Annotated in this window: 25 protein-coding genes, 1 pseudogene and 1 riboswitch; of the genes and pseudogenes, 8 read left to right on the top strand and 18 right to left on the bottom strand. The window is 70.3% G+C overall.

All coding sequences use genetic code 11. From position 1 onward, the window contains the following. Window positions 1-4 precede the first annotated feature (4 nt). The 4 genes from AC0699_RS16895 to AC0699_RS16880 form a co-directional block, all read right to left on the bottom strand. Window positions 5-1000, bottom strand: a complete 996-nt coding sequence (locus tag AC0699_RS16895; protein WP_478660590.1) for a methionine synthase — start codon at window positions 998-1000, stop codon at window positions 5-7. Continuing rightward, window positions 997-1686, bottom strand: a complete 690-nt coding sequence (locus tag AC0699_RS16890) for an SDR family oxidoreductase (protein ID WP_478660588.1) — start codon at window positions 1684-1686, stop codon at window positions 997-999. The genes AC0699_RS16895 and AC0699_RS16890 overlap by 4 nt, the downstream gene beginning before the upstream one ends. A 16-nt stretch (window positions 1687-1702) precedes the next feature. Continuing rightward, window positions 1703-2242 (bottom strand): LOG family protein, encoded by a 540-nt coding sequence (locus AC0699_RS16885; RefSeq protein WP_478660586.1) that lies wholly within the window; start codon window positions 2240-2242, stop codon window positions 1703-1705. 231 nt (window positions 2243-2473) lie between these two features. After that, window positions 2474-2935 carry a MarR family winged helix-turn-helix transcriptional regulator gene (locus AC0699_RS16880; RefSeq protein ID WP_478660584.1) on the bottom strand — a complete coding sequence of 154 codons (462 nt, stop codon included), beginning with the start codon at window positions 2933-2935 and terminating at the stop codon, window positions 2474-2476. Window positions 2936-3016: 81 nt separating this feature from the next. Here AC0699_RS16880 and AC0699_RS16875 point away from each other — a divergent pair, with 81 nt between their 5' ends. Next, the gene (locus tag AC0699_RS16875; protein WP_478660582.1) at window positions 3017-3388 is read left to right on the top strand and encodes a VOC family protein; all 372 of its coding nucleotides are present in this window, start codon (window positions 3017-3019) and stop codon (window positions 3386-3388) included. A 269-nt stretch (window positions 3389-3657) separates the two neighbouring features. Beyond that, window positions 3658-3888, top strand: a pseudogene (locus tag AC0699_RS16870) (FAD-dependent oxidoreductase); the annotation flags it as partial. 94 nt (window positions 3889-3982) lie between these two features. On the opposite strand, the gene mnmA reads toward AC0699_RS16870, so the two are convergent. Beyond that, a complete protein-coding gene (mnmA, locus tag AC0699_RS16865; protein WP_478660580.1) occupies window positions 3983-5119 on the bottom strand; it encodes a tRNA 2-thiouridine(34) synthase MnmA in 1137 nt (378 codons plus the stop codon). A gap of 61 nt (window positions 5120-5180) precedes the next feature. Here mnmA and AC0699_RS16860 point away from each other — a divergent pair, with 61 nt between their 5' ends. Beyond that, a complete protein-coding gene (locus AC0699_RS16860) occupies window positions 5181-5858 on the top strand; it encodes an N-acetylmuramoyl-L-alanine amidase (protein ID WP_478660578.1) in 678 nt (225 codons plus the stop codon). Between the two features lie 114 nt (window positions 5859-5972). Here AC0699_RS16860 and AC0699_RS16855 read toward each other — a convergent pair whose 3' ends face one another. From AC0699_RS16855 to AC0699_RS16845, 3 genes are all read right to left on the bottom strand, one after another. Next, complete coding sequence (locus AC0699_RS16855; RefSeq protein WP_478660576.1) at window positions 5973-7136, bottom strand: cysteine desulfurase family protein; 1164 nt, start codon at window positions 7134-7136, stop codon at window positions 5973-5975. Between the two features lie 69 nt (window positions 7137-7205). After that, complete coding sequence (locus AC0699_RS16850; protein WP_453660870.1) at window positions 7206-7478, bottom strand: DUF4190 domain-containing protein; 273 nt, start codon at window positions 7476-7478, stop codon at window positions 7206-7208. A 17-nt stretch (window positions 7479-7495) separates the two neighbouring features. Then, window positions 7496-7654, bottom strand: a complete 159-nt coding sequence (locus tag AC0699_RS16845; RefSeq protein WP_478660573.1) for a hypothetical protein — start codon at window positions 7652-7654, stop codon at window positions 7496-7498. Window positions 7655-7747: 93 nt separating this feature from the next. On the opposite strand from AC0699_RS16845, the gene AC0699_RS16840 reads away from it, so the two are divergent. Beyond that, window positions 7748-8410: a TetR family transcriptional regulator gene (locus AC0699_RS16840; protein WP_478660570.1), complete on the top strand. Its 663-nt coding sequence runs from the start codon at window positions 7748-7750 to the stop codon at window positions 8408-8410. A gap of 453 nt (window positions 8411-8863) precedes the next feature. On the opposite strand, the gene AC0699_RS16835 is transcribed toward AC0699_RS16840, so the two are convergent. The 10 genes from AC0699_RS16835 to AC0699_RS16790 form a co-directional block, all read right to left on the bottom strand. Continuing rightward, on the bottom strand, window positions 8864-9724 hold the full coding sequence (locus AC0699_RS16835; RefSeq protein ID WP_478660568.1) for a thioesterase family protein: 861 nt from the start codon (window positions 9722-9724) through the stop codon (window positions 8864-8866). Between the two features lie 59 nt (window positions 9725-9783). Beyond that, a complete protein-coding gene (locus AC0699_RS16830; protein WP_478660566.1) occupies window positions 9784-10443 on the bottom strand; it encodes a trimeric intracellular cation channel family protein in 660 nt (219 codons plus the stop codon). A 79-nt stretch (window positions 10444-10522) separates the two neighbouring features. Beyond that, window positions 10523-11779, bottom strand: a complete 1257-nt coding sequence (locus AC0699_RS16825; RefSeq protein WP_478660563.1) for an ABC transporter ATP-binding protein — start codon at window positions 11777-11779, stop codon at window positions 10523-10525. Then, window positions 11776-12768 carry an ABC transporter ATP-binding protein gene (locus AC0699_RS16820; RefSeq protein WP_453668440.1) on the bottom strand — a complete coding sequence of 331 codons (993 nt, stop codon included), beginning with the start codon at window positions 12766-12768 and terminating at the stop codon, window positions 11776-11778. Before AC0699_RS16820 ends, AC0699_RS16825 begins: the two co-directional genes overlap by 4 nt. 4 nt (window positions 12769-12772) lie before the next feature. After that, window positions 12773-13735, bottom strand: coding sequence for an ABC transporter permease (locus AC0699_RS16815; protein ID WP_478660560.1), 963 nt, complete (start codon window positions 13733-13735; stop codon window positions 12773-12775). Continuing rightward, on the bottom strand, window positions 13735-14739 hold the full coding sequence (locus tag AC0699_RS16810) for an ABC transporter permease (RefSeq protein WP_478660558.1): 1005 nt from the start codon (window positions 14737-14739) through the stop codon (window positions 13735-13737). Before AC0699_RS16810 ends, AC0699_RS16815 begins: the two co-directional genes overlap by 1 nt. 93 nt (window positions 14740-14832) lie before the next feature. Continuing rightward, complete coding sequence (locus AC0699_RS16805; protein WP_478660556.1) at window positions 14833-16503, bottom strand: ABC transporter substrate-binding protein; 1671 nt, start codon at window positions 16501-16503, stop codon at window positions 14833-14835. A gap of 324 nt (window positions 16504-16827) precedes the next feature. After that, window positions 16828-17607, bottom strand: coding sequence for an enhanced serine sensitivity protein SseB C-terminal domain-containing protein (locus AC0699_RS16800; RefSeq protein WP_478660554.1), 780 nt, complete (start codon window positions 17605-17607; stop codon window positions 16828-16830). A 115-nt stretch (window positions 17608-17722) separates the two neighbouring features. Continuing rightward, complete coding sequence (locus AC0699_RS16795; RefSeq protein ID WP_478660551.1) at window positions 17723-18463, bottom strand: enhanced serine sensitivity protein SseB; 741 nt, start codon at window positions 18461-18463, stop codon at window positions 17723-17725. A gap of 205 nt (window positions 18464-18668) precedes the next feature. Then, a complete protein-coding gene (locus tag AC0699_RS16790) occupies window positions 18669-19346 on the bottom strand; it encodes an AAA family ATPase (protein WP_478660549.1) in 678 nt (225 codons plus the stop codon). A gap of 127 nt (window positions 19347-19473) precedes the next feature. Further along, window positions 19474-19571: riboswitch (glycine riboswitch) on the top strand. A 150-nt stretch (window positions 19572-19721) separates the two neighbouring features. On the opposite strand from AC0699_RS16790, the gene gcvT reads away from it, so the two are divergent. From gcvT to AC0699_RS16770, 4 genes are all read left to right on the top strand, one after another. Next, window positions 19722-20837 carry a glycine cleavage system aminomethyltransferase GcvT gene (gcvT, locus tag AC0699_RS16785; protein WP_478660547.1) on the top strand — a complete coding sequence of 372 codons (1116 nt, stop codon included), beginning with the start codon at window positions 19722-19724 and terminating at the stop codon, window positions 20835-20837. Between the two features lie 55 nt (window positions 20838-20892). Continuing rightward, entirely contained in the window at window positions 20893-21267 is a 375-nt protein-coding gene (gene gcvH / locus AC0699_RS16780) for a glycine cleavage system protein GcvH (protein ID WP_385411919.1), read from the top strand. 23 nt (window positions 21268-21290) lie between these two features. After that, window positions 21291-22550 carry a serine hydroxymethyltransferase gene (glyA, locus tag AC0699_RS16775; protein WP_478660544.1) on the top strand — a complete coding sequence of 420 codons (1260 nt, stop codon included), beginning with the start codon at window positions 21291-21293 and terminating at the stop codon, window positions 22548-22550. A gap of 165 nt (window positions 22551-22715) precedes the next feature. Further along, window positions 22716-24083 carry an L-serine ammonia-lyase gene (locus AC0699_RS16770; protein ID WP_478660541.1) on the top strand — a complete coding sequence of 456 codons (1368 nt, stop codon included), beginning with the start codon at window positions 22716-22718 and terminating at the stop codon, window positions 24081-24083. Window positions 24084-24088 lie beyond the last annotated feature (5 nt).

Raw genomic sequence — 24088 nt, 5'->3', positions numbered from 1 at the left:
TCCATTACTCAGGGTTGTCCGAGAGCGATCTCGCCGCCCGGACACAGTGCGCGAGAGCCGCACGCGCGTAGGCAGGCGAAGCGCCCGCCAGCCCGCACGACGGGGTGACCACCACGGACTCGGCGAGAGTCCCCGGATTCAGCCCCAGCCTGCGCCACAACGTCCTGACACCCATGACGCTACCGGCAGGGTCTGACAATGGACCGTCGGTGGATGCCACCACTCCCGCGAAGAGCTTCGTGCCGCCCTCCACGGCCTCACCGATCGCCTCCTCGTCACGTTCAGTGAGCAGGCCGAAATCGAACGAGATGCCCGCGGCTCCGGCCCGGCGCAGCAGCGCGAACGGCACGTCAGGCGCGCAGGAATGCACGGTCACCGGCCCGTCGGCGACGCCCGTCACGTCCCGCAGCGCGCTCTCGACGATCTGCCGGTCGACCGCGCGGTGGGCCCGGTATCCGCTGGCGGTCCTGACCTGCCCCCGCAGGACAGCCGTGAGGGACGGCTCGTCGAACTGCAGCACCACCTGGGCGCCGGGGACACGCCGCCGCACCTCCGCGAGATGGGTACGCAGGCCCTCGGCGAGCGAGGCGGCGAGGTCACGGCACGCGCCGGGGTCCGCCAGGGCGGCCTCGCCGTTCCTCAGCTCCAGGGCGGCCGCGAGCGTCCACGGGCCGACGGCCTGGACCTTCAGCGGCCCCTCGTACCCCTGGGTGAACTCCTCCAGGGCGTCCAGGTCCTCCCCGAGCCAGGACCTGGCGCGCCGGGTGTCCCGGCCCGGCCGGTCGCTCACACGCCAGCCGCTGGGCTCGACGTGCGCGTACAACTCGACGAGCAGGCCGATGGTCCGCCCGATCATGTCGGCGCCGGGCCCGCGGGCCGGCAGCTCGGGCAGGTACGGGAAGTCCTCGAAGGACCCGGTGACGGTCCTGGCCGCCTCGCGCGCGTCGCCGCCGGGCATGGAGCCGACCCCGGTCGCGGGCCCCCAGACGTAGTCGCTCATCGCCCCGGCCGGACCGTCAAGTCGTTGACCTCCGCGTCGTGCGGGAGGTCCAGGGCCATCAGGATCGTCGTCGCGACCGACCCCGGATCGATCCACTTCGACGCGTCGTACTCCTTGCCCTCCTGCTGATGCACCTTGGCCTGCATGGGGCTGGCCGTCCGGCCCGGGTAGACGGAGGTGACCCGCACTCCGTTGGCCTTCTCCTCCTGCCGCAGCGAGTCGGCGAGCGCTTTGAGGCCGTGCTTGGAGGCGGCGTACGCGCCCCACTCGGCATGGGCGTTGAGACCCGCACCGGAGTTGACGAAGACCACCGTGCCCTGGGACACCCGGAGTTGGGGCAGCACCAGCCGGGTCAGCTCCGCGGGCGCCACCAGATTCACATTGAGCTGGGCCTGCCAGGTCTTCGGCGTGAGATCGCCGACCCGTCCCAGGTCCACGATGCCCGCGATGTGCAGCAGCGAGTCGAGGCGCTCGGGCATGGTCTGGTGGGAGAACGCCCAGGAGAGCCGGTCGGGGGTGCCGAGATCGCCGACGAGGGTGCGGGAGCCCGGATAGGCCGCGGCGAGCTCCTTGGCGCGCCCGGCGTCGCGGGCCAGCAGGACGAGCTCGTCGCCTCGCTCGTGCAGCCTGCGCGCGACGGCCGCGCCGATGCCGGAGCCCGCTCCGGTGATCAGATGTGTAGCCATGCCAGCAATGCTCGCACTACCGGATACCTGCCGACTCCTCGAGGTAGGCGAGCGCCCCGACGCCGTCGTCGGCGAAGAAGACCAGGTCGGTGAGGGGAAGGGGCAGGAAGCCCTCGTCCTCCATACGGCGGAACTGCTGCTTCAGGCCGTCGTAGAACCCCGCCGTGTTGAGCAGCACCACCGGCTTGGTCGTCCTGCCGTGCTTCTTCAGCTCCAGGATCTCGGTCGCCTCGTCCAGCGTGCCCGTACCCCCGACCATGATCACGACCGCATCGGACTTGGCCAGCAGCAGTGCCTTGCGCTCGGCGAGGTCCCGGGCGATCACCATCTCGTCGGCGCCCGGCCTGACCTTGTCCGCCAGGAACTCCACCGAGACACCTATGAGGCGTCCGCCCGCCTCCTGCACACCGTCCGCGACGGTCTTCATCAGACCGACGTCGGAGCCTCCCCAGACCAGGGTGTGTCCGCCCTTGCCGAGCAGCTCGGCGAACTCGCGCGCGGGCCGGGTGTAGCGGTCGTCGAGGTCTGCGGCGGAGAGGAAGACGCAAATATTCATGCGGCAACGGTACGGGCAGCCTCTGACCATGTGGCACGGCCCAGGCACCCCAGAAACCCGCCACGGGATGAACTCGGGGCGTGGAGCGCCCTGTCCCGTCACCCGTCATCAACTCCCCCGCTGCCGCAAGAAGTCCAGGCCGAGCCCGAGTGGGCCGAGAGACTGCCGGGCGAGGACCGGCGGGGACTCACCGCGCCGCAGAAGGGCCACCTCCGCAACCGGGCCGGCGGGTCACTCCTCCAGGGCTGCCGCTATGCGGTCGAGGTCGGTGAGCAGCGCCGCCATGCGCTGCGGCGGGATCGCCTCGACCATGCGCTGTTCGACGGCGTAGACGGCGGCCTGGACCGCGGTCAGGCGTGCGTGGCCTTCGTCGGTGAGGTGGGCCGGCCGGGCGCGGCCGTGGTCGGCGGTGACGGGGCGGGTGATCAGTCCCGCTTCCTGCAGGCCCCGCAGGACGACGTTCCCGGACTGCCGGGTCACGAAGGTCGCGCGGGCGAGGTCAGCGTTGGACATGCCGGGGTGCAGGGCGAGGAGTTCGAGAGTGGCGTACTGCGGCACGGTCAGTCCGTGCTCGCGCAGGACCTTGTCCATGGCGCCGCGCAGGGCGGCCTGGGCGCGTTTGAGCAGGTATCCCACGTGTTGAGTGACGTCCTTCGCGGGGTGGGGCGGCTCGGGCGGCATGCTCTCCATCATGTCAGCATTTTGACATAGGTGTGGCGCGGCTTTAGCCTGACGCATGTCAAAGTTCTGACATTGAAGGATCGAGGGAGACCCATGACTGTCACCATCGACGGCCCCGACTTCGTCGCCCTGCAAGTCCGCGACGTGGACGCAGCAGCGGCCTTCTGCGAGCAGCACCTGGGCCTGCGCCGGGCCGCCGTCTCGCCGCCCCACGCGGTCGTGTTCGACACCAAGCCGACTCCGTTCGCCGTCCGCGAGCTCCTCCCGGGCGTCGGCCTCGCCGATGCCGCACGGCCCGGCCTGGGCGTGGCGCTGTGGTTCCGGACATCGGACGCTCACACGCTCCGCGACCAGCTCACCGCCGCCGGGGTCACGATCCTGACCCCGATGAAGGACAGCCCCTTCGGGCCGATGTTCTCCTTCGAGGGCCCCGAGGGCTACACACTCACCGCGCACGGAGGCTGACCGTGACCCACGAGGCCCATGCGTTCAGTCAACGGACGCACCGATGCCTCGGCGGAGGTCTCGGAGCCGGCAGAGGGCCACGGCGAGTTCGTTGCGGAGCAGTTCGTTCTCCCCACCGGGTTTGCAGTTGGCGTCGTGCAGGGCTCTGACCACCGTCTCGTGTGACGTGGTGGTGATCCGCCACCGTCGCGCTCCAGGGCACCAGCGGTTCCGGCGGGCGGGTATGCCCGGGGTGGACCCCGGCGGGTACGGCCCGCTGGAGCCGCCGGGTCCGTTACGACCTCGGCGAGGGCCACGAAATGCTCGGCCATCGGATGCGGGACGTGAGGCTGAAGCGGGGACGCCTCTACGAGCTGATGCACGGCGGCCGCGGACTGCTGCCCGACCGGACCGGCCGGCTCACGGCGGCAGGTTGGGCAGCTCGGGTCGAGCACGTCGTCGACGTCATCGAGGAACGCCCCGGCGAAGTCCTCCTTGAGCGGCTTGCCGGCGCCGCCGCGGCGGCCGTCGAGCGGTACGGCCCGGCCGGCACCGCACCCCGACGGGACAGACCCAAGAGGTGGCGTCGCATGTGCCGACGCCGGTGCCGGAGGACTACTTCGCGGCGTAGTCCGCCGGCGCGTGCCGCGCCGTCGTGGCGATCGTCGCCGAGCCCACCACACGCGTGCCGTCGTACAGGACGATCGCCTGGCCGGGCGCCACGCCACGGACCGGCTCCGTGAAAGTGACGCGGAGCTCCGAGCCGTCGACGAGCTCGGCCGTCACCTCGGTCTCGCCGCCGTGGGCGCGGAGCTGCGCCGTGTACGTACCGGGGCTGGAGGGGGCCGTACCGCACCAGCGGGGCTTGATCGCGGTGAGTGCGCCGACCTCCAGGGCCTCGGCGGGGCCCACCGTCACCGTGTTGTTGACGGGTGAGATGTCCAGGACGTAGCGCGGCTTGCCGTCGGGGGCGGGGTGGCCGATGCGCAGCCCCTTGCGCTGGCCGATGGTGAAGCCGTACGCGCCGTCGTGGGTGCCCAGCTTCGCGCCGGACTCGTCGACGATGTCACCCTCCGACTTGCCGAGGCGGGAGGCGAGGAACCCCTGGGTGTCGCCGTCGGCGATGAAGCAGATGTCGTGACTGTCGGGCTTCTTCGCCACCGCGAGGCCGCGGCGCTCGGCCTCCGCGCGGATCTCGTCCTTGGTGGTGAGGGTGTCGCCGAGCGGGAACATCGCGTGGGCGAGCTGCTTCTCGTCCAGCACGCCGAGGACGTAGGACTGGTCCTTGGCCATGTCGCTGGCCCGGTGCAGCTCGCGGGTACCGTCGTCCCGTACGACCACCGTCGCGTAGTGACCCGTGCACACCGCGTCGAAGCCCAGTGCCAGGGCCTTGTCCAGCAGGGCGGCGAACTTGATCTTCTCGTTGCACCGCAAGCACGGGTTCGGGGTGCGGCCCGCCTCGTACTCCGCGATGAAGTCCTCCACGACGTCCTCGCGGAACCGCTCGGCGAGGTCCCAGACGTAGAAAGGGATGCCGATGACGTCCGCGGCGCGGCGGGCGTCGCGCGAGTCCTCGATGGTGCAGCAGCCGCGCGCGCCGGTACGGAACGACTGCGGGTTCGCCGAGAGCGCCAGGTGCACCCCGGTGACATCGTGCCCGGCTTCGGCGGCGCGGGCGGCGGCGACAGCGGAGTCCACACCGCCGGACATGGCGGCGAGCACACGGAGGGGGCGCTGGGGTGTCTGAGTCATAGCCCTACCAGAGTACGGGGCGGCGGGAACCGAAGGCCTACGAGTGGACGTTCTGGAGATCATGGGGAGCGAAGAGGGGCGGCGCGGCGTCGGCCGGCGGACCGTGCTGATCAGCGGCGGAGCCCTGCTCGTGGGGGCGGGTGTGGTGGCCCGGGACGAGCTGAGTCGTCTCTGGTGGCGGCTGCCGGGCATGGAGAAGAAGCGCGTGGAGGGTGAGCTGGACCACGCGGGCGCGGTGTGGACGGCGGCCGCCCGGGCGAACTGGCGGCGCGCGGACCGGCCCGCGGACTACACGATCGACCGGGTCGTGATCCATGTCGTCCAGGGCAGCTATCCGACCGCCCTGAAGGTCTTCAAGGACCCCGGGCACGGCGCAGCCGCGCACTATGTGGTGGGCAAGGACGGGCGCATCGCCCAGATGATCCGCGAGCTCGACGTCGCCTTCCACGCCGGTAACCGGGACGTGAACGAGCGGAGCATCGGCATCGAGCACGAAGGCTTCGTCGACCGGCCGCAGGACTTCACGGACGCGATGTACGCGGCGTCGGCCCGGCTGACCGCGGGGATATGCGAGCGGTACGGGATACCGGTGGACCGGGAGCACATCATCGGCCATGTCGAGGTGCCGGGCACGGACCACACCGACCCCGGTCCGCACTGGGACTGGAACCGGTACATACGACTCGTACGGGAGGCCGCGGCCGCCCCGCCGAAGCCGAGGACGACGACCGCCGGCTGAGTCCCGCCGCGGGGAAGCCCTGCCGTCGGCCCAGGCCCCGCCGCCGGGAGAAGCCCTGTCGTCCGCCCAGGTTCCGCCGCCGGGAGAAGCCCTGCCGCCTGCCGAGCCCTGCTCTCAGCTGAGCCCTGCCGTACGGGCCCGCTCGACCGCCGGGCCGATCGCCTTCGCGACGGCCTCGACATCCTCCTCGGTGGAGGTGTGGCCGAGGCTGAAGCGGAGCGTGCCGCGGGCCAGGTCCGGGTCGGTGCCGGTGGCGAGCAGGACATGGCTGGGCTGGGCGATGCCGGCCGTGCACGCGGAGCCGGTGGAGCACTCGATGCCCTGCGCGTCCAGGAGCAGGAGCAGCGAGTCGCCCTCACAACCGGGGAACGTGAAATGGGCGTTGGCCGGGAGCCGGTTCTCGGGGTCGCCGCCGAGGATCGCGTCCGGTACGGAGGTCCGTACGGCATCGATGAGCTTGTCGCGCAGTCCGCCGATCTCGCGGGTGAAGTCCGTGCGGCGCTCGGCGGCGAGCCGCCCCGCCACGGCGAAGGCGGCGACGGCGGGGACATCGAGGGTCCCGGAGCGTACGTGACGCTCCTGGCCGCCGCCGTGCAGGACGGGCACCGGGCTGTACTCACGGCCGAGCAGCAGCGCGCCGATGCCGTAGGGGCCGCCGATCTTGTGGCTGCTCACGGTCATCGCGGCGAGGCCGGACGCACCGAAGTCGACGTCGAGCTGGCCGAAGGCCTGGACCGCGTCGGAGTGCAGCGGAATGCCGAACTCCGCGGCTGTCGCGGCCAGTTCACGGACCGGCATGACGGTGCCGATCTCGTTGTTGGCCCACATCACGGTGGCGAACGCCACATCGTCCGGGTCGCGTTCGATGGCCTCGCGCAGCGCCTCGGGGTGGACGCGTCCGTACCCGTCGACGGGCAGATACTCGACGTTCGCGCCCTCGTGCTCGCCGAGCCAGTGCACGGCGTCGAGGACGGCGTGGTGCTCGACGGGGCTGGCCAGAATGCGAATGCGGCGCGGGTCGGCGGCGCGGCGGGCCCAGTACAGGCCCTTCACGGCGAGGTTGTCGGCTTCGGTGCCGCCGGAGGTGAGGACGACCTCGCTGGGGCGCGCCCCGAGCGCCTCGGCGAGGGTCTCGCGGGCCTCCTCGACGGTACGGCGGGCCCGCCGGCCCGCGGCGTGCAACGACGAGGCGTTGCCGGTGACGGCGAGCTGGGCAGTCATCGCCTCGATCGCCTCCGGAATCATCGGAGTGGTCGCGGCGTGGTCGAGGTAGGCCATGGTGAACACGATTCTACGAGCCGCCCGGCGGCCGGCTTCCGCCCCGGGTGGCCAGTACCGCCCGGCCGGTCAGCCGGCCAGGTTCCAGGTGACCATGCCACTGCCGGTGACGAGCGTGACGAGGACGACGAGATCGGCGACGCCGAGAGCCAGGCCGAGCAGGGCGCGTCCGCGCCGGGCGGTGCCACGCCACAGGGCGAGGCCGGCCAGGACGATGGCGACGGGTCCGAGCACGGCGTTCATCACGAGCAGTCCGACCAGGCCGAGCACGAACGACGCGACGGCCATGCCGTCGGCGTCGCGCGTTCCGGTGAACCGGCGGGCGGGGGTGGCGAGTTCCATGGTTCCCTTCCTCGGAGTCACCGGGCCGCGCGGCGCGCGAGACGTTCACGCACGGCGAACCCGAGCAGCCAGGCGCCGATGAGGGCGGCGGCCACGGTGGACGCGGACAGCGAGATCTGGGCCACGGCGCCCAGGACGATGCCCAGTAAAGCGACAGCGGCGACGAGGGCGATCATGTTCGTTTCCTCCCCTTGATTCGGAGTACGAGTGTTAACTGACTCCCCAGTCTAGTCTTCCGAATACCAGAGAACGGTTGTTTACTGAATGGCATGAGTCACACCGTCGGCATCCGTCAGGCCCAGAAGTTGAAAACCCGTCAGGCCCTCCTGGACGCGGCCCTCGGGCTGCTGGAGCACCAGAGCCTGAGCAGCCTCGGACTGCGCGAGGTGACACGGGCCGTCGGGGTGGCGCCGACCGCGTTCTACCGGCATTTCGCGGACCTGCCGGAGCTCGGCGTGGCGCTGGTCGAGGAGACGCTGGGCAGTCTGCACGGCTTGATCGGCGAGATCCTCGCGGACACCGGCGACAGTGAGGTGCGGATCGACCGCACCGTGGACCTCATCGCCCGTCATGTCCGTGAGCAGCCCGCCCACTTCCGCTTCATCGCGCGCGAGCGGCACGGCGGGGTGGCTCCGGTGCGCGCGGCCATCGCGGCCCAGCTCCACCGCTTCACGGAAGAGGTGGCGGCGGCACTCGCGCGTGAGCCGGCGTCGGAGGGCTGGAGCGAGGAGGATCTGCGGATGCTGGCCGGGGTCTATGTCGAGCACATGGTGATGACCGCCTCGGCGTTCCTGTCGGCGCAGGAGCCCGGACCGCACGGCTCTCCGGGCGAGCCCGACGAGCAGCAGGTCGCGCGCACGGCCCGGAACCGCCTGCGCCTGGTCTCGCTGGGCCGCCGCCACTGGCCACAGACCGGCTCCCGTACGGACTGAACCGCGCCCGCACCGATCGGCATCCCCGCGCTCGTCGGCGGCCCCGCGCTCATCCGGTCCGTGTCCGCGCCCCGGTCGGGGGCCGGCGGGCCGACCTTCGCCGGCCATGAACCGCCACCAGGCCGTGCCCCATGGCGAGGGACGGCGGTACAGCGGTACGGCCGAGTGCGGACCGGGGAAGCGCACCGCCCGGGCCGCGACGGCGGAGCCTTGTCCCGCCGGGTCGCCGCCCGGACGGAGGTCAGTTCGCGTACAGGCCGGCCACCCCCTCCGCCACCTCGGCCAGTTCCGCGCGGGCCTCCGGTGGCGCGAGGATCTCCAGACGGTCGCCGAAGGCGAGCAGACCGCGGCCGCGGGGAGCACGGGCAGGGCGAGTTCGACGGTGACCCGGTACGACCGGCGCGGCCGACCGCCCGGCGAAGCGCCAGGACCTACGCGCCCGGGCACACCGGCTCAGCTCCGCGGCAGCGGCGCCTTCGCCAGTTGGCGGGACTGGGCGACCAGGCGGTCGGCGCTGTCCCAGACCTCGGCGTCCTCCTCCAGGAAGCCTCCCGCGAGATTGCGCGTCGTGATGGCGACGCGCAGCGGGCCCGGCGCCGGGCGGCAGCGGATGTGGGTGGTGAGTTCCACGGTGGGGGTCCAGCCCTTGAGGCCCAGCTCGAAGGAGGTCGGCGGCAGCGCGTCGACCGTCAGCAGAAGGGAGAGCGGATCGGCGTCGCGGCCGTCGGCGAGGCCGAACCAGCCGCGCATCTCACCCTTGCCGGACGGCGCGCCGACGGCCCAGCCGATGGTCGCCGGGTCGAGCTTGATGGTCAGCCGCTCCGTGATCGCGGAGGAGCCGGGGATCGCCGCGGGGCCGTCGGACGGGCCGAGGCAGTGCTCGTACGGCGGGATGGCCGGCGGCGCCGCGGTCGTACGGACGTCGTCGGGCAGCCGGTCCAGGTCGCCGTACGTGGCGAGGACACGGATGCGCTCGATCTCGGTACCGTCCTCCGCGTACTGGAAGAGGGAGGCCTGACCGGTGGAGAGGGTGCGTCCGGTGCGGATGATCTCGGTGCGGACCACCGCGGGGCCGGGCGCCGAGGGGCTGAGGTAGTGCGCCGAGACCGTGAACGGGTCGGGGTGCGGCAGCGCCTCGCTGAGGGCGCGGCCGAGGAGCGCCAGCAGATAGCCGCCGTTGACGGCGCTGATGATCGTCCAGCCCGCGGAGAGCTCCGCGTCGTAGACGCCGGGTACGTCCGGGTCCCGGAGAGCGACAGCGGTATCGCGGTCGAACTCGCTGTTACCGATGGTTGCCTGTGCCACCTGTGCCATACCTGAACCGTACAGCAGGAAACTACTAAGCGGTAGCTTTGGCTTGGATCACAGGATCCTCACGCTTCCTCGGCGGCGGCCGAGCGGCGGTTCCAGGCGCGGGGCGCGCGCCAGTGGAGGCGCATCGCGAGCAGGCGGAGGAGGAACGCGGTCACCACGGCGAGTCCGCTGGTGAGCGCGTTCAGCACGTCGAAACGGATACAGAGGACGACCATCGTGGCTCCGACGATGGCGGGGACGGCATACAGATCGCGGTCCCAGCGCAGCAGCGACGGCACCTCGTTGGCGAGTATGTCGCGCAGGACACCGCCGCCGACGGCGGTGGCGAGGCCGAGGGTCGCCGAGGCGGTCAGACCCAGGCCGTACTCGTACGCCTTGGTCGTCCCGGTGACGGCGAAGAGGCCGAGGCCGGCGGCGTCGAAGACGTTGACCGAGCCCTGGATGCGCTCGACCTCGGGGTGCAGGAAGAAGACGAGCGCGGCCGCGACGAGCGGCATCACGAAATACCCCAGATCCGTGAACGCGGCGGGTGGTACGGCTCCGATGACCAGATCACGGAACAGGCCACCGCCCAGCGCGGTGGCCTCAGCGAGGACGGCGATGCCGAAGACGTCGAAGTTCTTGCGTACGGCGAGGAGTGCGCCGGAGATCGCGAAGACGAAGATCCCGACGAGGTCGAGCGCATGCTGAACGGAGGGCGTGAACAGTTCGTGGAGCACCGCCCAATTGTGCCGCCTCCGCGTCGGGGGCCTGGCACGCCCCTGGGGCCCGGGCCCCGGGGGCGTGTCAGGCTGCGGCTCAGCTCGGCTGCTTCGCGGGCGCCTGGGACGCCTCCCCCGAGTCGTCGGAATCCCCGGACTCCCCGGAAGCGTCGGAGTCTCCGGAGCCGGAGCCGGGCCCGGAGTCGGAGCCGGAGCCGGGCCCGGAGTCGGAGCCGGAGCCGTCTGGGGCCGCCTCGTCGCGAGGCGCCGGGACCGCGCCCGCCGTCGCGACGACGTCCACCTCCGCGTCCTCGACGCCCTCGCGCACCGCCGGGACGACCTCGCCCGACGTCCGCGCGATCTCGCCGGACGCGATCTCCGCCGCGAAGTGGCACGCGACCTTGTGGCCGGAGCCGAGGTCCTTCAGCTCGGGGCGTTCCGTGGCGCACAGCGTGTCCTGCTTCCACGGGCAGCGCGTGTGGAAGCGGCAACCCGCGGGCGGGTTCGCGGGGGACGGGAGGTCCCCGCGCAGCAGGATGCGCTCGCGGTGGTCCTCGACCTCAGGGTCGGGGACCGGGACGGCCGACATCAGCGCCTTGGTGTAAGGGTGCTTGGGCTCGGCGTACAGCGCGTCGCTCGGGGCCTCCTCCACCAAAGAGCCGAGGTACATGACCCCGATGACGTCCGAGATGTGCCGTACGACCGCGAGGTCATGGGCGATGACGAGATACGTCAGGCCCATCGACTCCTGGAGTTCCTCCAGCAGGTTGATGACCTGCGCCTGGATGGACACGTCCAGCGCGGAGACCGGCTCGTCGCAGATGATCACGTCCGGTTCGAGCACCAGCGCCCGTGCGATCCCGATGCGCTGGCGCTGTCCGCCGGAGAACTCGTGAGGGTAGCGGGACAGGGCGTTCGCCGGCAGCCCCACCTTCGCCAGGATCTCCTTGATCTTCTCCCGGCGTTCCTCCTGGTTCGCGCCGATCCCGTGCGCGGCCATGCCCTCGGACAGGATCGACTCGATGTTCTGCCGCGGGTTCAGGCTGCCCAGCGGGTCCTGGAAGACCATCTGCAGCCGCCGCCTGAACGACCGCATCTCCTTCTCGGGGAGCTTCGCCAGGTCCGTGCCGTCCAGCACCACCTCTCCGTCGGTGATGTCGACGAGGCGCAGCACCGCCCGCCCGAGCGTGGTCTTGCCGCAGCCGGACTCGCCCACGAGGCCGTACGTCTGGCCTGCCTCGACCGACAGCGAGACGCCGTCGACGGCGTAGACATGGCCGACCGTACGGTCGAAGAGGATGCCCTTCTTGACGGGGAAGTGGACCTTCACTCCGTCGAGTTCGAGCAGGCTCATGCCGGGACCTCCGTTTTGGGCAGGACCGGGTTGACGCAGCGGGCCTGGTGTCCGGCCTCGCGTGGTTCGGTCAGTTCGGGCGTGCCGGTCAGGCAGCCCATCTCGTAACGGTCGCAGCGTGGCGCGAAGGCACAGCCCTCGGCCCAGGCGATCTGGTCGTTGATGGACCCGCGGATGGGGTTGAGCGGCTCACCGCGCGGCGCGTCGAGCCGCGGGATGGAGCCGAGCAGCCCGTGCGTGTACGGATGCGTCGGGTGCGCGAACAGCTCGCGCCGGCCCGACGATTCGACGACCTTGCCCGCGTACAGCACGTTGACCTGGTCGCACAGCCCGGCGACGACACCCAGGTCATGGGTGATCATCAGCAGCGCGGTGCCCTCCTCGTCCACCAGCTCCTTGAGCAACTCCAGGATCTGCGCCTGGATGGTGACGTCGAGCGCGGTGGTCGGCTCGTCGGCGATGAGCAGCCGCGGCGCGCAGGCCACCGCCATGGCGATGAGGGCGCGCTGCCGCATTCCGCCGGAGAGCTGGTGCGGGTACTCCTTGAGGCGCCGCGTCGGGTCGGGGATGCCGACCCGGTCGAGCAGGTGCGCGGCCTCCTTGCGGGCGGCCTCGCCCTTCAGGCCCCGGTGGCGCTGGAGGATCTCGGTGACCTGCACGCCGATCGGGACGACCGGGTTCAGCGACGACAGCGGGTCCTGGAAGATCATCGCGAGCTTGCTGCCGCGCAGATCACGGATCTTCGAGGGGCTCATCGACAGCAGGTCCGCGCCGTCGAAGTCGGCGCGTCCACCGAGGGTGACGCCCTTGCGCGGAAGCAGGCCCATCAGGGCGAGCGAGGTGACGGACTTGCCGCACCCCGACTCGCCGACCAGGCCGACGACCTGGCCCTCGTCGACGGAGAAGGAGACTCCGTTGACAGCCTTGGAGTCCTTGCGGCCGCGTCCGCCGAAGGTGACGGTGAGTTCGTCCACGTTGAGCAGTGGCATGACATCAACCTCGCAGCTTCGGGTCGAGGGCTTCGCGCATGGCCTCGCCGAGCAGGGTGAAGCCGAGAGCGGTGATGATGATGCCGACCGCCGGATACATGGACATCATCGGCTCGTTGTCGAAGAAGCGCTGGGCCTGGGAGAGCATGACCCCCCACTCCGGGACGGCCGGGTCGGGATTGCCGAGACCCAGGTAGGACAGCGCGGCGGCCTCGATGATGGCGGTGGCGAGGCTGAGGGTCGCCTGGACGATCACCGGGCTCAGCGAGTTGGGCATGATCTGGGTGAGCACGATGCGCCGCTTGCGGATGCCGAGGGAGCGCGCGGCCAGCACGTAGTCGCTGCCGCCCTGGGCGAGCATCGAACCGCGCAGCAGCCGGGCGAAGATGGGGATCTGCACCACACCGACGGCGATCATCACGGTGGTCAGCGACTGTCCCATCACGGCGGCGATGGACACGGCCAGCAGCAGCGAGGGCAGCGCCAGCATGATGTCGGTGACGCGCATGATGACATCGTCCATGCGCTGGCCCGCGCGTCCGCCGAGGGTGGCCGCTGCGCCCGACACCGCGCCGATCAGGGCGCCGAGGATCAGGCCGATGAGCATGGAGACCACACCGACGAGCAGGGTCTGCCGGGCTCCGACGAGCATCCGGGAGAACATGTCGCGGCCCAGGTGGTCCAGGCCGAACCAGTTCCCGGCGCGCGCGCCGACGAACTTGCCCTGGTTCTGGAAGACCTCACCGCGCCAGGTCTGCTCGGTGGGGCCGTAGGGAGCGACCCACGGCCCGACGATCGCGACCACGACGAACGCCGCGATGATCACCGCGCCGATGATGGCCATCTTGCTGCCGCGCAGTCGGCGGAACGCCTCGCGCCACAGGCTCGCGCCGCTGGACGACTCGGTCTTCGCGGTGAGTTCCGCGAGCCGGTCGATCTTTGACGTCTTCGTTGTCTGCAGGCTCATCAGTGCACCCGCACCCTCGGATCAATGACGCTGTACGCGAGATCGACCAGCAGGTTGATCAGGACGTACACCATCGCGATGAACATGATGAAGCCGACGAGCACCGGATAGTCGCGGGCGTCGATCGCGGTACGGATGAAGGAGCCGATACCGCCGAAGGAGAACACCGACTCGGTGAGCACCGCGCCCGACAGCAGGCTGCCGGTGAGCAGACCGACCGCGGTGACCACCGGCAGCAGCGCGTTGCGCAGGATGTGGCGGCCGCGGACGACCCGCCGCTCCAGACCCTTGGACTCGGCGGTGCGGATGTAGTCCTCGCCGATGACTTCCAGCACGCTGGCGCGGGTCATGCGCACGATGACGGCGAGCGGGATGGAGGCGAGGGCGATCGCGGGCAGCACCAGGTGCATGATCGCGTCCCACGAGGCGTCGAACTCACCGGTGAGGACGCCGTCGAGGACGGCGAAGCCCGTCACCGACGTCGCGTCGATGCCGGTGGACTGGCGGCCGAAGCTGGGGAAGATGCCCAGCTCGACGGAGAAGACGCCCTTGAGGAGCAGTGCGAGGAAGAAGACCGGGATGCAGATGCCGATCAGCGACCCGGAGACGGACGCCACGTCCAGCCAGCCGCCGCGCTTGCGTGCGGCGAGGTAGCCGAGCGGGATGCCGACCGCGACGGCGATGGCCATCGCCGCGAGGCTGAGCTCCACGGTGGCCGGGAATCTGAGAACGAATTCGTCCCACACCGGCTGACCGGTCTGGGTCGAGGTGCCGAGGTCCAGTTCGAAGAGCCGCTTGAGGAACCGGCCGTACTGGACGTAGAGCGGCTGGTCGAGTCCCAGCGCCCGGTTGATGCGCGCCACTTCGGCTTCGGTCGCCCGCTCGCCCAGGATCGCTGAGGCGGGTCCGCCGGGCAGCCGGTTCAGCCAGAGGAACAGCAGAACCGACAGGCCGAGCAGGGTGGGTATCAGCTGTAGCAGTCGTCGTACGACGAGTCGCAACACCCCGCATGCCCCTTTCTTACGTGTCGAACGTGAGTGGATGCGGGTCCGCCCGGCCAACGGTCTTCCGTGGCCGGGCGGACCCCTTGGGGTGTCTTACTTGAAGGAGACCTCGGCGAAGTTCTCCTGCGTCAGCGGGGAGACCTTCGGCGGGTTGACGTTCTTGCCGAACGCGATGGCCGGCGGCGAGGACGAGATCGGCAGACCCGGCAGGTACGCCATGATCGTCTCGTTGGCCTTCTTGTAGAGCTCCGTGCGCTTGGTCTGGTCGGCCTCGACCGAACCGGCCTTCACGTCGGCGAAGACCTTGGCGTCCTTGAAGCCCCACTGCTTGTCGTACTCGGCGAACCAGGTGCCGATGAAGTTGTAGCCGTCGTTGAAGTCACCGGTCCAGCCGAGCATGTGCAGGGCGCAGGAGCCGGCCTCGGTGGCGTCCAGGTAGTCCGGGTTCCACTTCATGGGCTTCGGGGTGACCTTGAACCCGGCCTTCTCCAGGTCGGCCTTCATCAGCTCGAACATGTCCTGCGGGGCGGGCATGTACGGGCGGGTGACCTCGGTCGGGTAGCAGAACTCGATGGAGAGGTTGCTCTCCTTCGCGGAGGCCAGCAGCGACTTGGCCTTGGCCGTGTCGAACGGGTACTTCGTCACGTTCTCGGAGAAACCGGCGACCGTGTCGGGCATGAACTGCGTCGCGACCTTGCCGCCCTCGGGCAGCTGGGTCTTGACGAGGTTCTCGCGGTCGATGGCGTGCGCGATGGCCTGGCGGACGGCGGGCTTCTTCAGCGCCGGGTTCTTCTCCTGGGACATGCCGAGGTAGAGAAGGTTGAAGACGTCACGGGTCGGCACCTTGAAGCCGGCGCTCTCGAGCGTCTTGATGTCGGCGGGCGCGACCAGGTCGTAACCGTCGATGTCACCGGCCTGCAGCGCCTGACGACGGCCGTCCTCGGTGTCGATCGTGCGGATGACGAGGTTCTTCACCTTCGCCTTCTCGCCCCAGTAGTCGTCGAAGCGCTCGAGGGAGACTTCCTTGTTGCCCTTGTTCCACTTCGTGATCTTGTACGGGCCGGTGCCGGCGACCGTGCCGGCCTCCTGGCTGTACTTGGGGTACGTGATCGCGTCGCCCTTGGCGGTCGCCTGCTGCTTCTCGTACTCCTTGATCGCCTTCGGCGAGTGGATCGCCAGGGCCTGGAGCGAGAAGCCGCCGGGCAGGTTGGCGGAGGTCTCGTTGACCTCGATGACCGCCGTGTTCTCGTCCTTCGCGGTGCAGGACTTGTAGTTCTGCTTCGGCGCTTCCTTGTCCTCGTTCTTCTTGAAGCCGCCCATGATGGTCTGCCAGTAGTACGAGACCGCGCTCGACTGGTACGTGCCCGTCCAGTTGAACCAGTGGTCGTAGTTGGCGCAGACCGCGGCCGCGTTGAACGCCTCGCCGTCGTGGAACTTCACGCCCTTGCGCAGGTTGAACGTCCAGACCTTGCCGGACGGGTCGCTCGACCACTTCTCGGCGAGACCGCCGACGAGCTTGCTGCCGCCCGACTCGTGCTCCAGCAGCGCCTCGAAGGCCTGACGGGTGACCCGGAAGGTCTCGCCGTCGCTCGCGAGGGCCGGGTCCAGGGAGCCCGGGTCGCCCGGGGCACCGAAGACAAAGGTGTCCTTGTCGCCGCCCTTGTCGCCGTCCTTGCCGCGGTCACTCGAACAACCCGTGGCGATGAGGCCGACCGCAATGGCCGCCGTTATCGCCGTAACGGCTCTGGACTTGAATATTCGCATGGTCCACCCCTGGAATGCGCCGGGTCAGGTCTTGATTGGCCGAACACTACAGACGAGTCCCAACAGGGAGAACAGTCCGCATAGCGGTGATGCACACCTGAGACCCGGACACTCACCAAAACGGTCCGATCCGGGACATCGGACCTCGTCCGGTTAACTTCCGGGACACAAAGAGCTGTTGAGCAGGGCCCGCGGGCTTACGGAACAGCGGCGCCCGCAGGCATGTGGATCAGTGGCCTGCGGGCGTACGGAACAGCGGAACTGCGGGCATAGGGATCAGCGGAACCGAGGGCGTACGAACCAGCAGAACTGCGGGCATACGGATCAGCGGAACTGCGCGGGCGGGTAGCCGTATCCGGACGGCTGCGGCGGCGCGGCGTGGGCCTCGCGGTCGTAGAACGGGCGGGCGTTGGCCCGCAGCCACATGGTGACCGGGTCGTAGTCGTCGGACATCGCGACGGTGGAGACGGGGAGGCCGTCGGGGACGGCGGCGATCGACTGCTGCATCATGGCGCGCACGGTGTCGACGGACTGCTGGCCCGTGTCGTACAGATCGAGACCGATGGCGAGGTACGGGGCGCCGAGTGCGGGCTGCACCCAGGCTCTGCGCAGCGAGCGGACGGCGGGGGTGCGGTGGGCGTTCTGCGTGAGCAGGGCGTAGAACTGGGGGATCTCGATGGCGGGTTCGGTGAGCCGCAGGGGTCCTGCGGGCATCCGGTCGAGTCCGGTGGCGATCCGGCGCAGATCGAGCCAGGGGATACCGACCCCGCCGCCCGGCGCATGCGGGTTGAGCCAGAGGCCGTAGCGATCGGGGAAGAGGGCACGGGCGACGTCGGTGCCGGTGACCACTTCGTGCGCCCTGGTCCAGCCGGAGGCGGCGAGCTCCTGGGCCGAGGTGACACAGGGGGCGTAGGTCTCGCCGTCCACCTCCATGTTCCCGTACTGGGCGTCGGGGGAGCCGGACCGGCCGTGCCAGAGGAGCATCCAGATCCGGTCCTCGGCGAGGGCGTGGAGCAGGGCCTCGTACGCGTCGTAGCGTCCGGGAGTCACCTGGCGCAGCATGTGCTCGGCCTGCCCGGCCGCCGCGGTGCCTGACGCGCTCACTCTCGGTCCCACCCCTCTTCGATCCGCCGTTCCCTGACGCCGCCCTGGGCACAGGAGTGCCGCGGCCAACGTCATCAAACCAGCTTAAGCGGCCGTCCTGACACAAACTTGACGACTATGCGTACTGCCGGGTGTAGAAGGGCCTGACCCGGTTGAGCATCCAGTCGCCGACCGGGTCCTGGGCGATGTCCAGCAGGACCAGGTTGACCGGCCACTTCACGGCGACCCGGCCGAGGGCCCGGCCCAGCGCGTCCATGGGGGCGGTGCGGTCGGGGCCCTCGAAGGCGGAGAGCTGGACGCCGATGAAGAGGACCGGAGCGTCGCCCTCGACGCTGGCCAGCACGCGCCGGGCGGTCTGCACGACGCCGGTCCCCTCGAACTCGCCGGCCGCGGCGGCGAGGAAGTCGACCGGCTCCTCCTGCCAGTCCGGCTCGAAGAGCCGGACCCGGCCACCGCTCGCCGGACCGTCCAGCGGGGTGCGCCCGACCCGGCAGAGCTCGGCGACGGCCGGTGGCGGCAGCGGTACGCCGACGGCGCCTCCCGGATTCACGGCGATGCCCAGCTGCGGGGGCAGCCCGCGCGCGAACTCGACCGCGGGCGCGACGGTCCCGGAGATCCGGTCGCCTACACAGGCGAGGAACTGCTGCTGGGAGCTGAAGACGGGGACGTAGGGGGCGCCGTCGATGTCCAGGGTCGGCAGATCGAGGCTGGGGCTGTCCGGTCCGCCGCCGTTCGGCAGCGGGACCCACACGGCGCTGCGGCCCAGCACCTCGACGAGCCGGCCACCCGCGGCGGGGTTGCCGACGGAGGCGGCGAGCGCCTCTTCCAGCTCATTGGCGGGCCATGTCGTGTCCACGTGCGATCCCTGCTTCCCCGTCCGGCCCTCGGGCGGGCCGCGATGTCCTGCGAAAGCAGGGTAGCGGTAGTGCGGGCCGGAACCGCTGGGGGCGAGCCCCAAGGCTCCCGGTACCGCCGAGGGCCGGTGTGTCCGTCCCGGTCGCCGGACAGGCCGGTTCCTCGAAGCCGGTGCGCCCCAGCGCGTCCCGGGGCGGAGCCACCGGTCAGACCGGCTCGTCGAAGCCGATGCGGCGCAGCGTTCGCGCCGCATCGCGGTCCAGCAGGACCGCCGAGGCGCAGCCCGCGGGCAGGCGGCCGCGCTGGGCGTCGCGGACCAGGCGGCCCACCGCCCGGCGGTGGCGGGCGAAGGCGTACCCGGAGACTCCCCGGCCGCGCTCCCGCTGGCCCGCGCGGGCGACGTCCGGGGTGACGTCGAGCAGGACCAGATGGAGGGCACGGCCACGACGGCGCGCCTCGTGGGCCAGCCAGCGCCGTACCCAGGACTGGGTGCCGCAGTCGTGCACGATCACGCTCGCGCCGGAGCGCAGGGCACGCCAGAGCCCGCCGTAGTGGGCGATCCGTACCAGGGGGCGGTACACGGCGTACGGCAGCAGCCTGGGCATCCGCCGGTCCCAGCGGTCCCTGGTGTCCTGTGAGTCGATCCCGCCGTCCTCGGCCGCGCGCCGTATCAGCGTGGACTTGCCGCTGCCCGGCAGCCCGGAGATCACCACCACGTCTCCCGGGCCGAAGACCAGGCTGCGCGGGGTGCGCCCCGCGCGGTCCCGCAGATCGCGCACGACGGGTGCGGGCGCCGCAGCGCCCAGCAGCCCGCGCGAGGGCACGCCCGGCCGGGCGGGCACTCCCGCCGGGGTCAGATATGCACCGCTCCGCTGCACCGTCATCGCTCTCCCCCTGTCAGGTCACTTCGACCCTGCCCCAGAAGCTTAAAGAAAAGGTAATGACCAACAAGTGATTTGCCGATCGGAGCACCCGTGCAATGATGTGCCCGCCAACTGCATACCGGCCGCTTGAATCCGCGCGGGAGAGTCCTGGCCACTGTGTGTGCCGGGCGCCGAAGGAGCAAGTCCCTCCCTTGAATCTCTCAGGCCCCGTACCGCGCGCGATGAGGCAGATCTGAAAAGCGGGCCGCAGCTCCTGCGGCTCCACCCAAGGTGCAAGTCATGACCTCCCCCACGTGTGGTCGTGATGAACCTCTCAGGTTTCGATGACAGATGGGGAGGATCGTCCTCGCCAGTCATGCCCTGGGAGCCCCATCCATGAGCAACGCCCCCCGTCTCACCGCCCTCGATGCCCTGCATCGCTCACTGGGCGCGACCATGACCGATTTCGCCGGCTGGGACATGCCGCTGCGGTACGCGAGTGAGCGCGACGAGCACAACGCCGTACGGACCAAGGCCGGTCTTTTCGACCTCTCCCACATGGGTGAGATCACCGTCACCGGGCCGCAGGCCGCCGCCCTGCTGGACTACGCGCTGGTCGGCAACATCGGCGGCGTCGCCGTGGGCCGCGCCCGCTACACCATGATCTGCCAGGAGAACGGCGGAATCCTCGACGACCTGATCGTCTACCGGCTCGGCGAGACGGAGTACATGGTCGTCGCCAACGCCTCGAACGCGCAGATCGTCCTCGACGCCCTGACCGAGCGCGCCGGAGGCTTCGACGCGGCCGTACGGGACGACCGCGACGCGTACGCGCTGATCGCCGTCCAGGGTCCCGAGTCCCCCGGCATCCTGAAGTCGCTCACGGACGCCGATCTGGACGGGCTGAAGTACTACGCGGGCCTGCCGGGCACGGTCGCCGGCGTCCCGGCGCTGATCGCCCGTACCGGCTACACGGGTGAGGACGGCTTCGAGCTGTTCGTGGCCCCGGCCGACGCCGAGAAGCTGTGGCAGGCGCTGACCGACGCGGGCCAGGACGCCGGCCTGATCCCCTGCGGCCTGTCGTGCCGCGACACACTGCGCCTGGAGGCGGGCATGCCGCTGTACGGGCATGAGCTGACCACCTCGCTCACCCCGTTCGACGCGGGTCTGGGCCGGGTCGTGAAGTTCGAGAAGGAGGGCGGCTTCGTGGGCCGTACGGCCCTGGAGGCCGCCGCCGAGCGTGCGGCCACCAACCCGCCGCGCAAGCTGGTCGGTCTGATCGCCGAGGGCCGCCGGGTGCCGCGCGCCGGGATGTCCGTCGTCTCGGGCGGCCAGGTGATCGGCGAGGTCACCTCCGGAGCCCCGTCCCCGACCCTCGGCAAGCCGATCGCCATCGCCTATGTGGACGCGGCGCACGCCGAGCCCGGCACCGAGGGCGTGGGAGTCGACATCCGCGGTACTCATGAGCCGTACGAGGTCGTGGCGCTCCCCTTCTACAAGCGCCAGAAGTAGTCCCTCCAGCAGCCCCCATCAGCAGCACTCCCCCGCGTACAGGAGAATCCAGGCCATGAGCAACCCCCAGCAGCTGCGCTACAGCAAGGAGCACGAGTGGCTGTCGGCCGCCGAGGACGGCGTGTCGACGGTCGGCATCACGGAGCACGCGGCGAACGCCCTGGGCGACGTCGTGTACGTCCAGCTCCCGGAGGTCGGTGACACGGTGACCGCGGGCGAGTCCTGCGGCGAGCTGGAGTCGACCAAGTCGGTCAGCGACCTGTACTCCCCGGTGACCGGCGAGGTCGTCGAGGCCAACCAGGACGTCGTGGACGACCCGTCGCTGGTGAACTCCGCCCCGTTCGAGGGCGGCTGGCTGTTCAAGGTACGCGTCGCGGAGGAGCCGAAGGATCTGCTCTCCGCCGACGAGTACACCGACTTCGCCAGCTGACCAGAAACCCTAGGGATCGCGTGATGTCGCTTCTCAACACCCCTCTCCATGAGCTCGACCCGGACGTCGCCGCCGCCGTCGACGCCGAGCTCCACCGTCAGCAGTCCACCCTGGAGATGATCGCCTCGGAGAACTTCGCTCCGGTCGCGGTCATGGAGGCCCAGGGTTCCGTCCTCACCAACAAGTACGCCGAGGGCTACCCGGGCCGCCGCTACTACGGCGGCTGCGAGCACGTCGATGTCGTCGAGCAGATCGCCATCGACCGCATCAAGGAGCTGTTCGGCGCCGAGCACGCCAATGTGCAGCCGCACTCGGGCGCCCAGGCCAACGCCGCCGCGATGTTCGCGCTGCTGAAGCCGGGCGACACGATCATGGGTCTGAACCTCGCCCACGGCGGGCACCTGACCCATGGCATGAAGATCAACTTCTCCGGCAAGCTCTACAACGTGGTCGCGTACCACGTGGACGACGCCACCGGCCAGGTCGACATGGCCGAGGTCGAGCGGCTCGCCAAGGAGTCCAAGCCGAAGCTGATCGTGGCCGGCTGGTCCGCGTACCCGCGCCAGCTGGACTTCGCCGCGTTCCGCCGGATCGCGGACGAGGTCGGCGCGTACCTGATGGTCGACATGGCCCACTTCGCGGGCCTGGTCGCGGCCGGTCTGCACCCGAACCCGGTGCCGCACGCCCATGTCGTGACCACGACCACCCACAAGACGCTGGGCGGCCCCCGTGGCGGTGTGATCCTCTCCACGGCCGAGCTGGCCAAGAAGATCAACTCCGCGGTCTTCCCGGGTCAGCAGGGCGGTCCGCTGGAGCACGTGATCGCGGCCAAGGCGGTCTCCTTCAAGGTCGCCGCCTCGGAGGAGTTCAAGGAGCGCCAGCAGCGCACCCTCGAGGGCTCGAAGATCATCGCCGAGCGTCTGGTCCAGGACGACGTCAAGCAGGTGGGCGTCTCGGTCCTGTCCGGCGGCACGGACGTCCACCTCGTCCTCGTCGACCTGCGACACTCGGAGCTGGACGGCCAGCAGGCCGAGGACCGGCTCCACGAGGTCGGCATCACGGTCAACCGGAACGCCGTCCCGAACGACCCTCGCCCGCCGATGGTCACCTCGGGTCTGCGGATCGGTACGCCGGCGCTCGCGACCCGCGGCTTCCAGGCCGAGGACTTCCGCGAGGTCGCCGACATCATCGCCGAGGTGCTCAAGCCCTCGTACGACGGTACGGCCCTCAAGGCACGCGTCTCGGCGCTCGCCGCGAAGCACCCGCTTTACCCTGGTCTGTAGGAGTCGCGGCAGCTACTGACGGCTGCCGCAACCACCAGGACAAGAACAAACGGGGCACCGCACGCACTCACCGGTGCGTGCGGTGCCCCGCACCACGTACCGCCCGTTCGTTCTTCTGCGCCACCCTGGCAGACAACGGCGTCTACCACCCCTAGGAGTACCCCCGTGGCCATCTCGGTCTTCGACCTGTTCTCGATCGGCATAGGCCCGTCCAGCTCCCACACGGTCGGCCCGATGCGAGCTGCTGCCCTGTTCGCCCGCCGTCTGAAGAACGAGGGCATGCTGGCCCACACCACCGCGGTACGCGCCGAGCTGTACGGCTCGCTCGGCGCGACCGGCCATGGCCACGGCACCCCGAAGGCCGTCCTGCTGGGCCTGGAGGGGAACTCTCCGCGCACGGTCGACGTCGAGACCGCCGACGACCAGGTCGAGCAGATCAAGTCGAGCAAGCGGATCAACGTGCTCGGCGTGCACGAGATCGGCTTCGACTTCGACGAGGACCTGGTCCTGCACCGCCGCAAGGCGCTCCCGTACCACGCGAACGGCATGACCCTGTGGGCGTACGACGCCGACGGCGCGACGCTGCTGGAGAAGACCTACTACTCGGTGGGCGGCGGCTTCGTCGTCGACGAGGACGCGGTCGGCGAGGACCGGATCAAGCTCGACGACACCGTGCTGAAGTACCCCTTCCGCACCGGTGACGAGCTGCTGAGGCTCTCCCGCGAGACCGGTCTGTCGATCTCCGCGCTGATGCTGGAGAACGAGAAGGCCTGGCGGACCGAGGAGGAGATCCGCGAAGGGCTGCTGGAGATCTGGCGGGTCATGCAGGCCTGTGTCTCGCGCGGCATGTCCCGCGAGGGCATCCTGCCCGGCGGTCTGAAGGTCCGCCGCCGCGCCGCCACAACGGCGCGCAAGCTGCGCTCCGAGGGCGACCCGCTGGCGCTCGCCATGGAGTGGATCACCCTCTACGCGATGGCGGTGAACGAGGAGAACGCGGCGGGCGGCCGCGTCGTCACCGCGCCGACGAACGGCGCCGCGGGCATCATCCCCGCCGTCCTGCACTACTACATGAACTTCGTGCCCGGCGCCGACGAGGACGGCGTCGTCCGCTTCCTCCTCGCAGCCGGCGCGATCGGCATGCTCTTCAAGGAGAACGCCTCGATCTCCGGCGCCGAGGTCGGCTGCCAGGGCGAGGTCGGCTCGGCCTGCTCGATGGCGGCGGGCGCGCTCGCCGAGGTGCTGGGCGGCTCGCCCGAGCAGGTGGAGAACGCCGCGGAGATCGGCATGGAGCACAACCTCGGCCTGACCTGCGACCCGGTCGGCGGCCTCGTCCAGATCCCGTGCATCGAGCGCAACGGTATGGCGGCGGTGAAGGCCGTCACGGCGGCGCGGATGGCGATGCGCGGCGACGGCAGCCACAAGGTCTCCCTCGACAAGGTCATCAAGACCATGAAGGAGACCGGTGCGGACATGTCCGTGAAGTACAAGGAGACCGCGCGGGGCGGGCTCGCGGTGAACATCATCGAGTGCTGAGCGGA

It is taken from the genome of Streptomyces sp. NPDC043870, from assembly GCF_056435785.1.
Note: the sequence above shows the minus strand (reverse complement) of the source record. Positions and strands in the feature narration are given on the sequence as shown.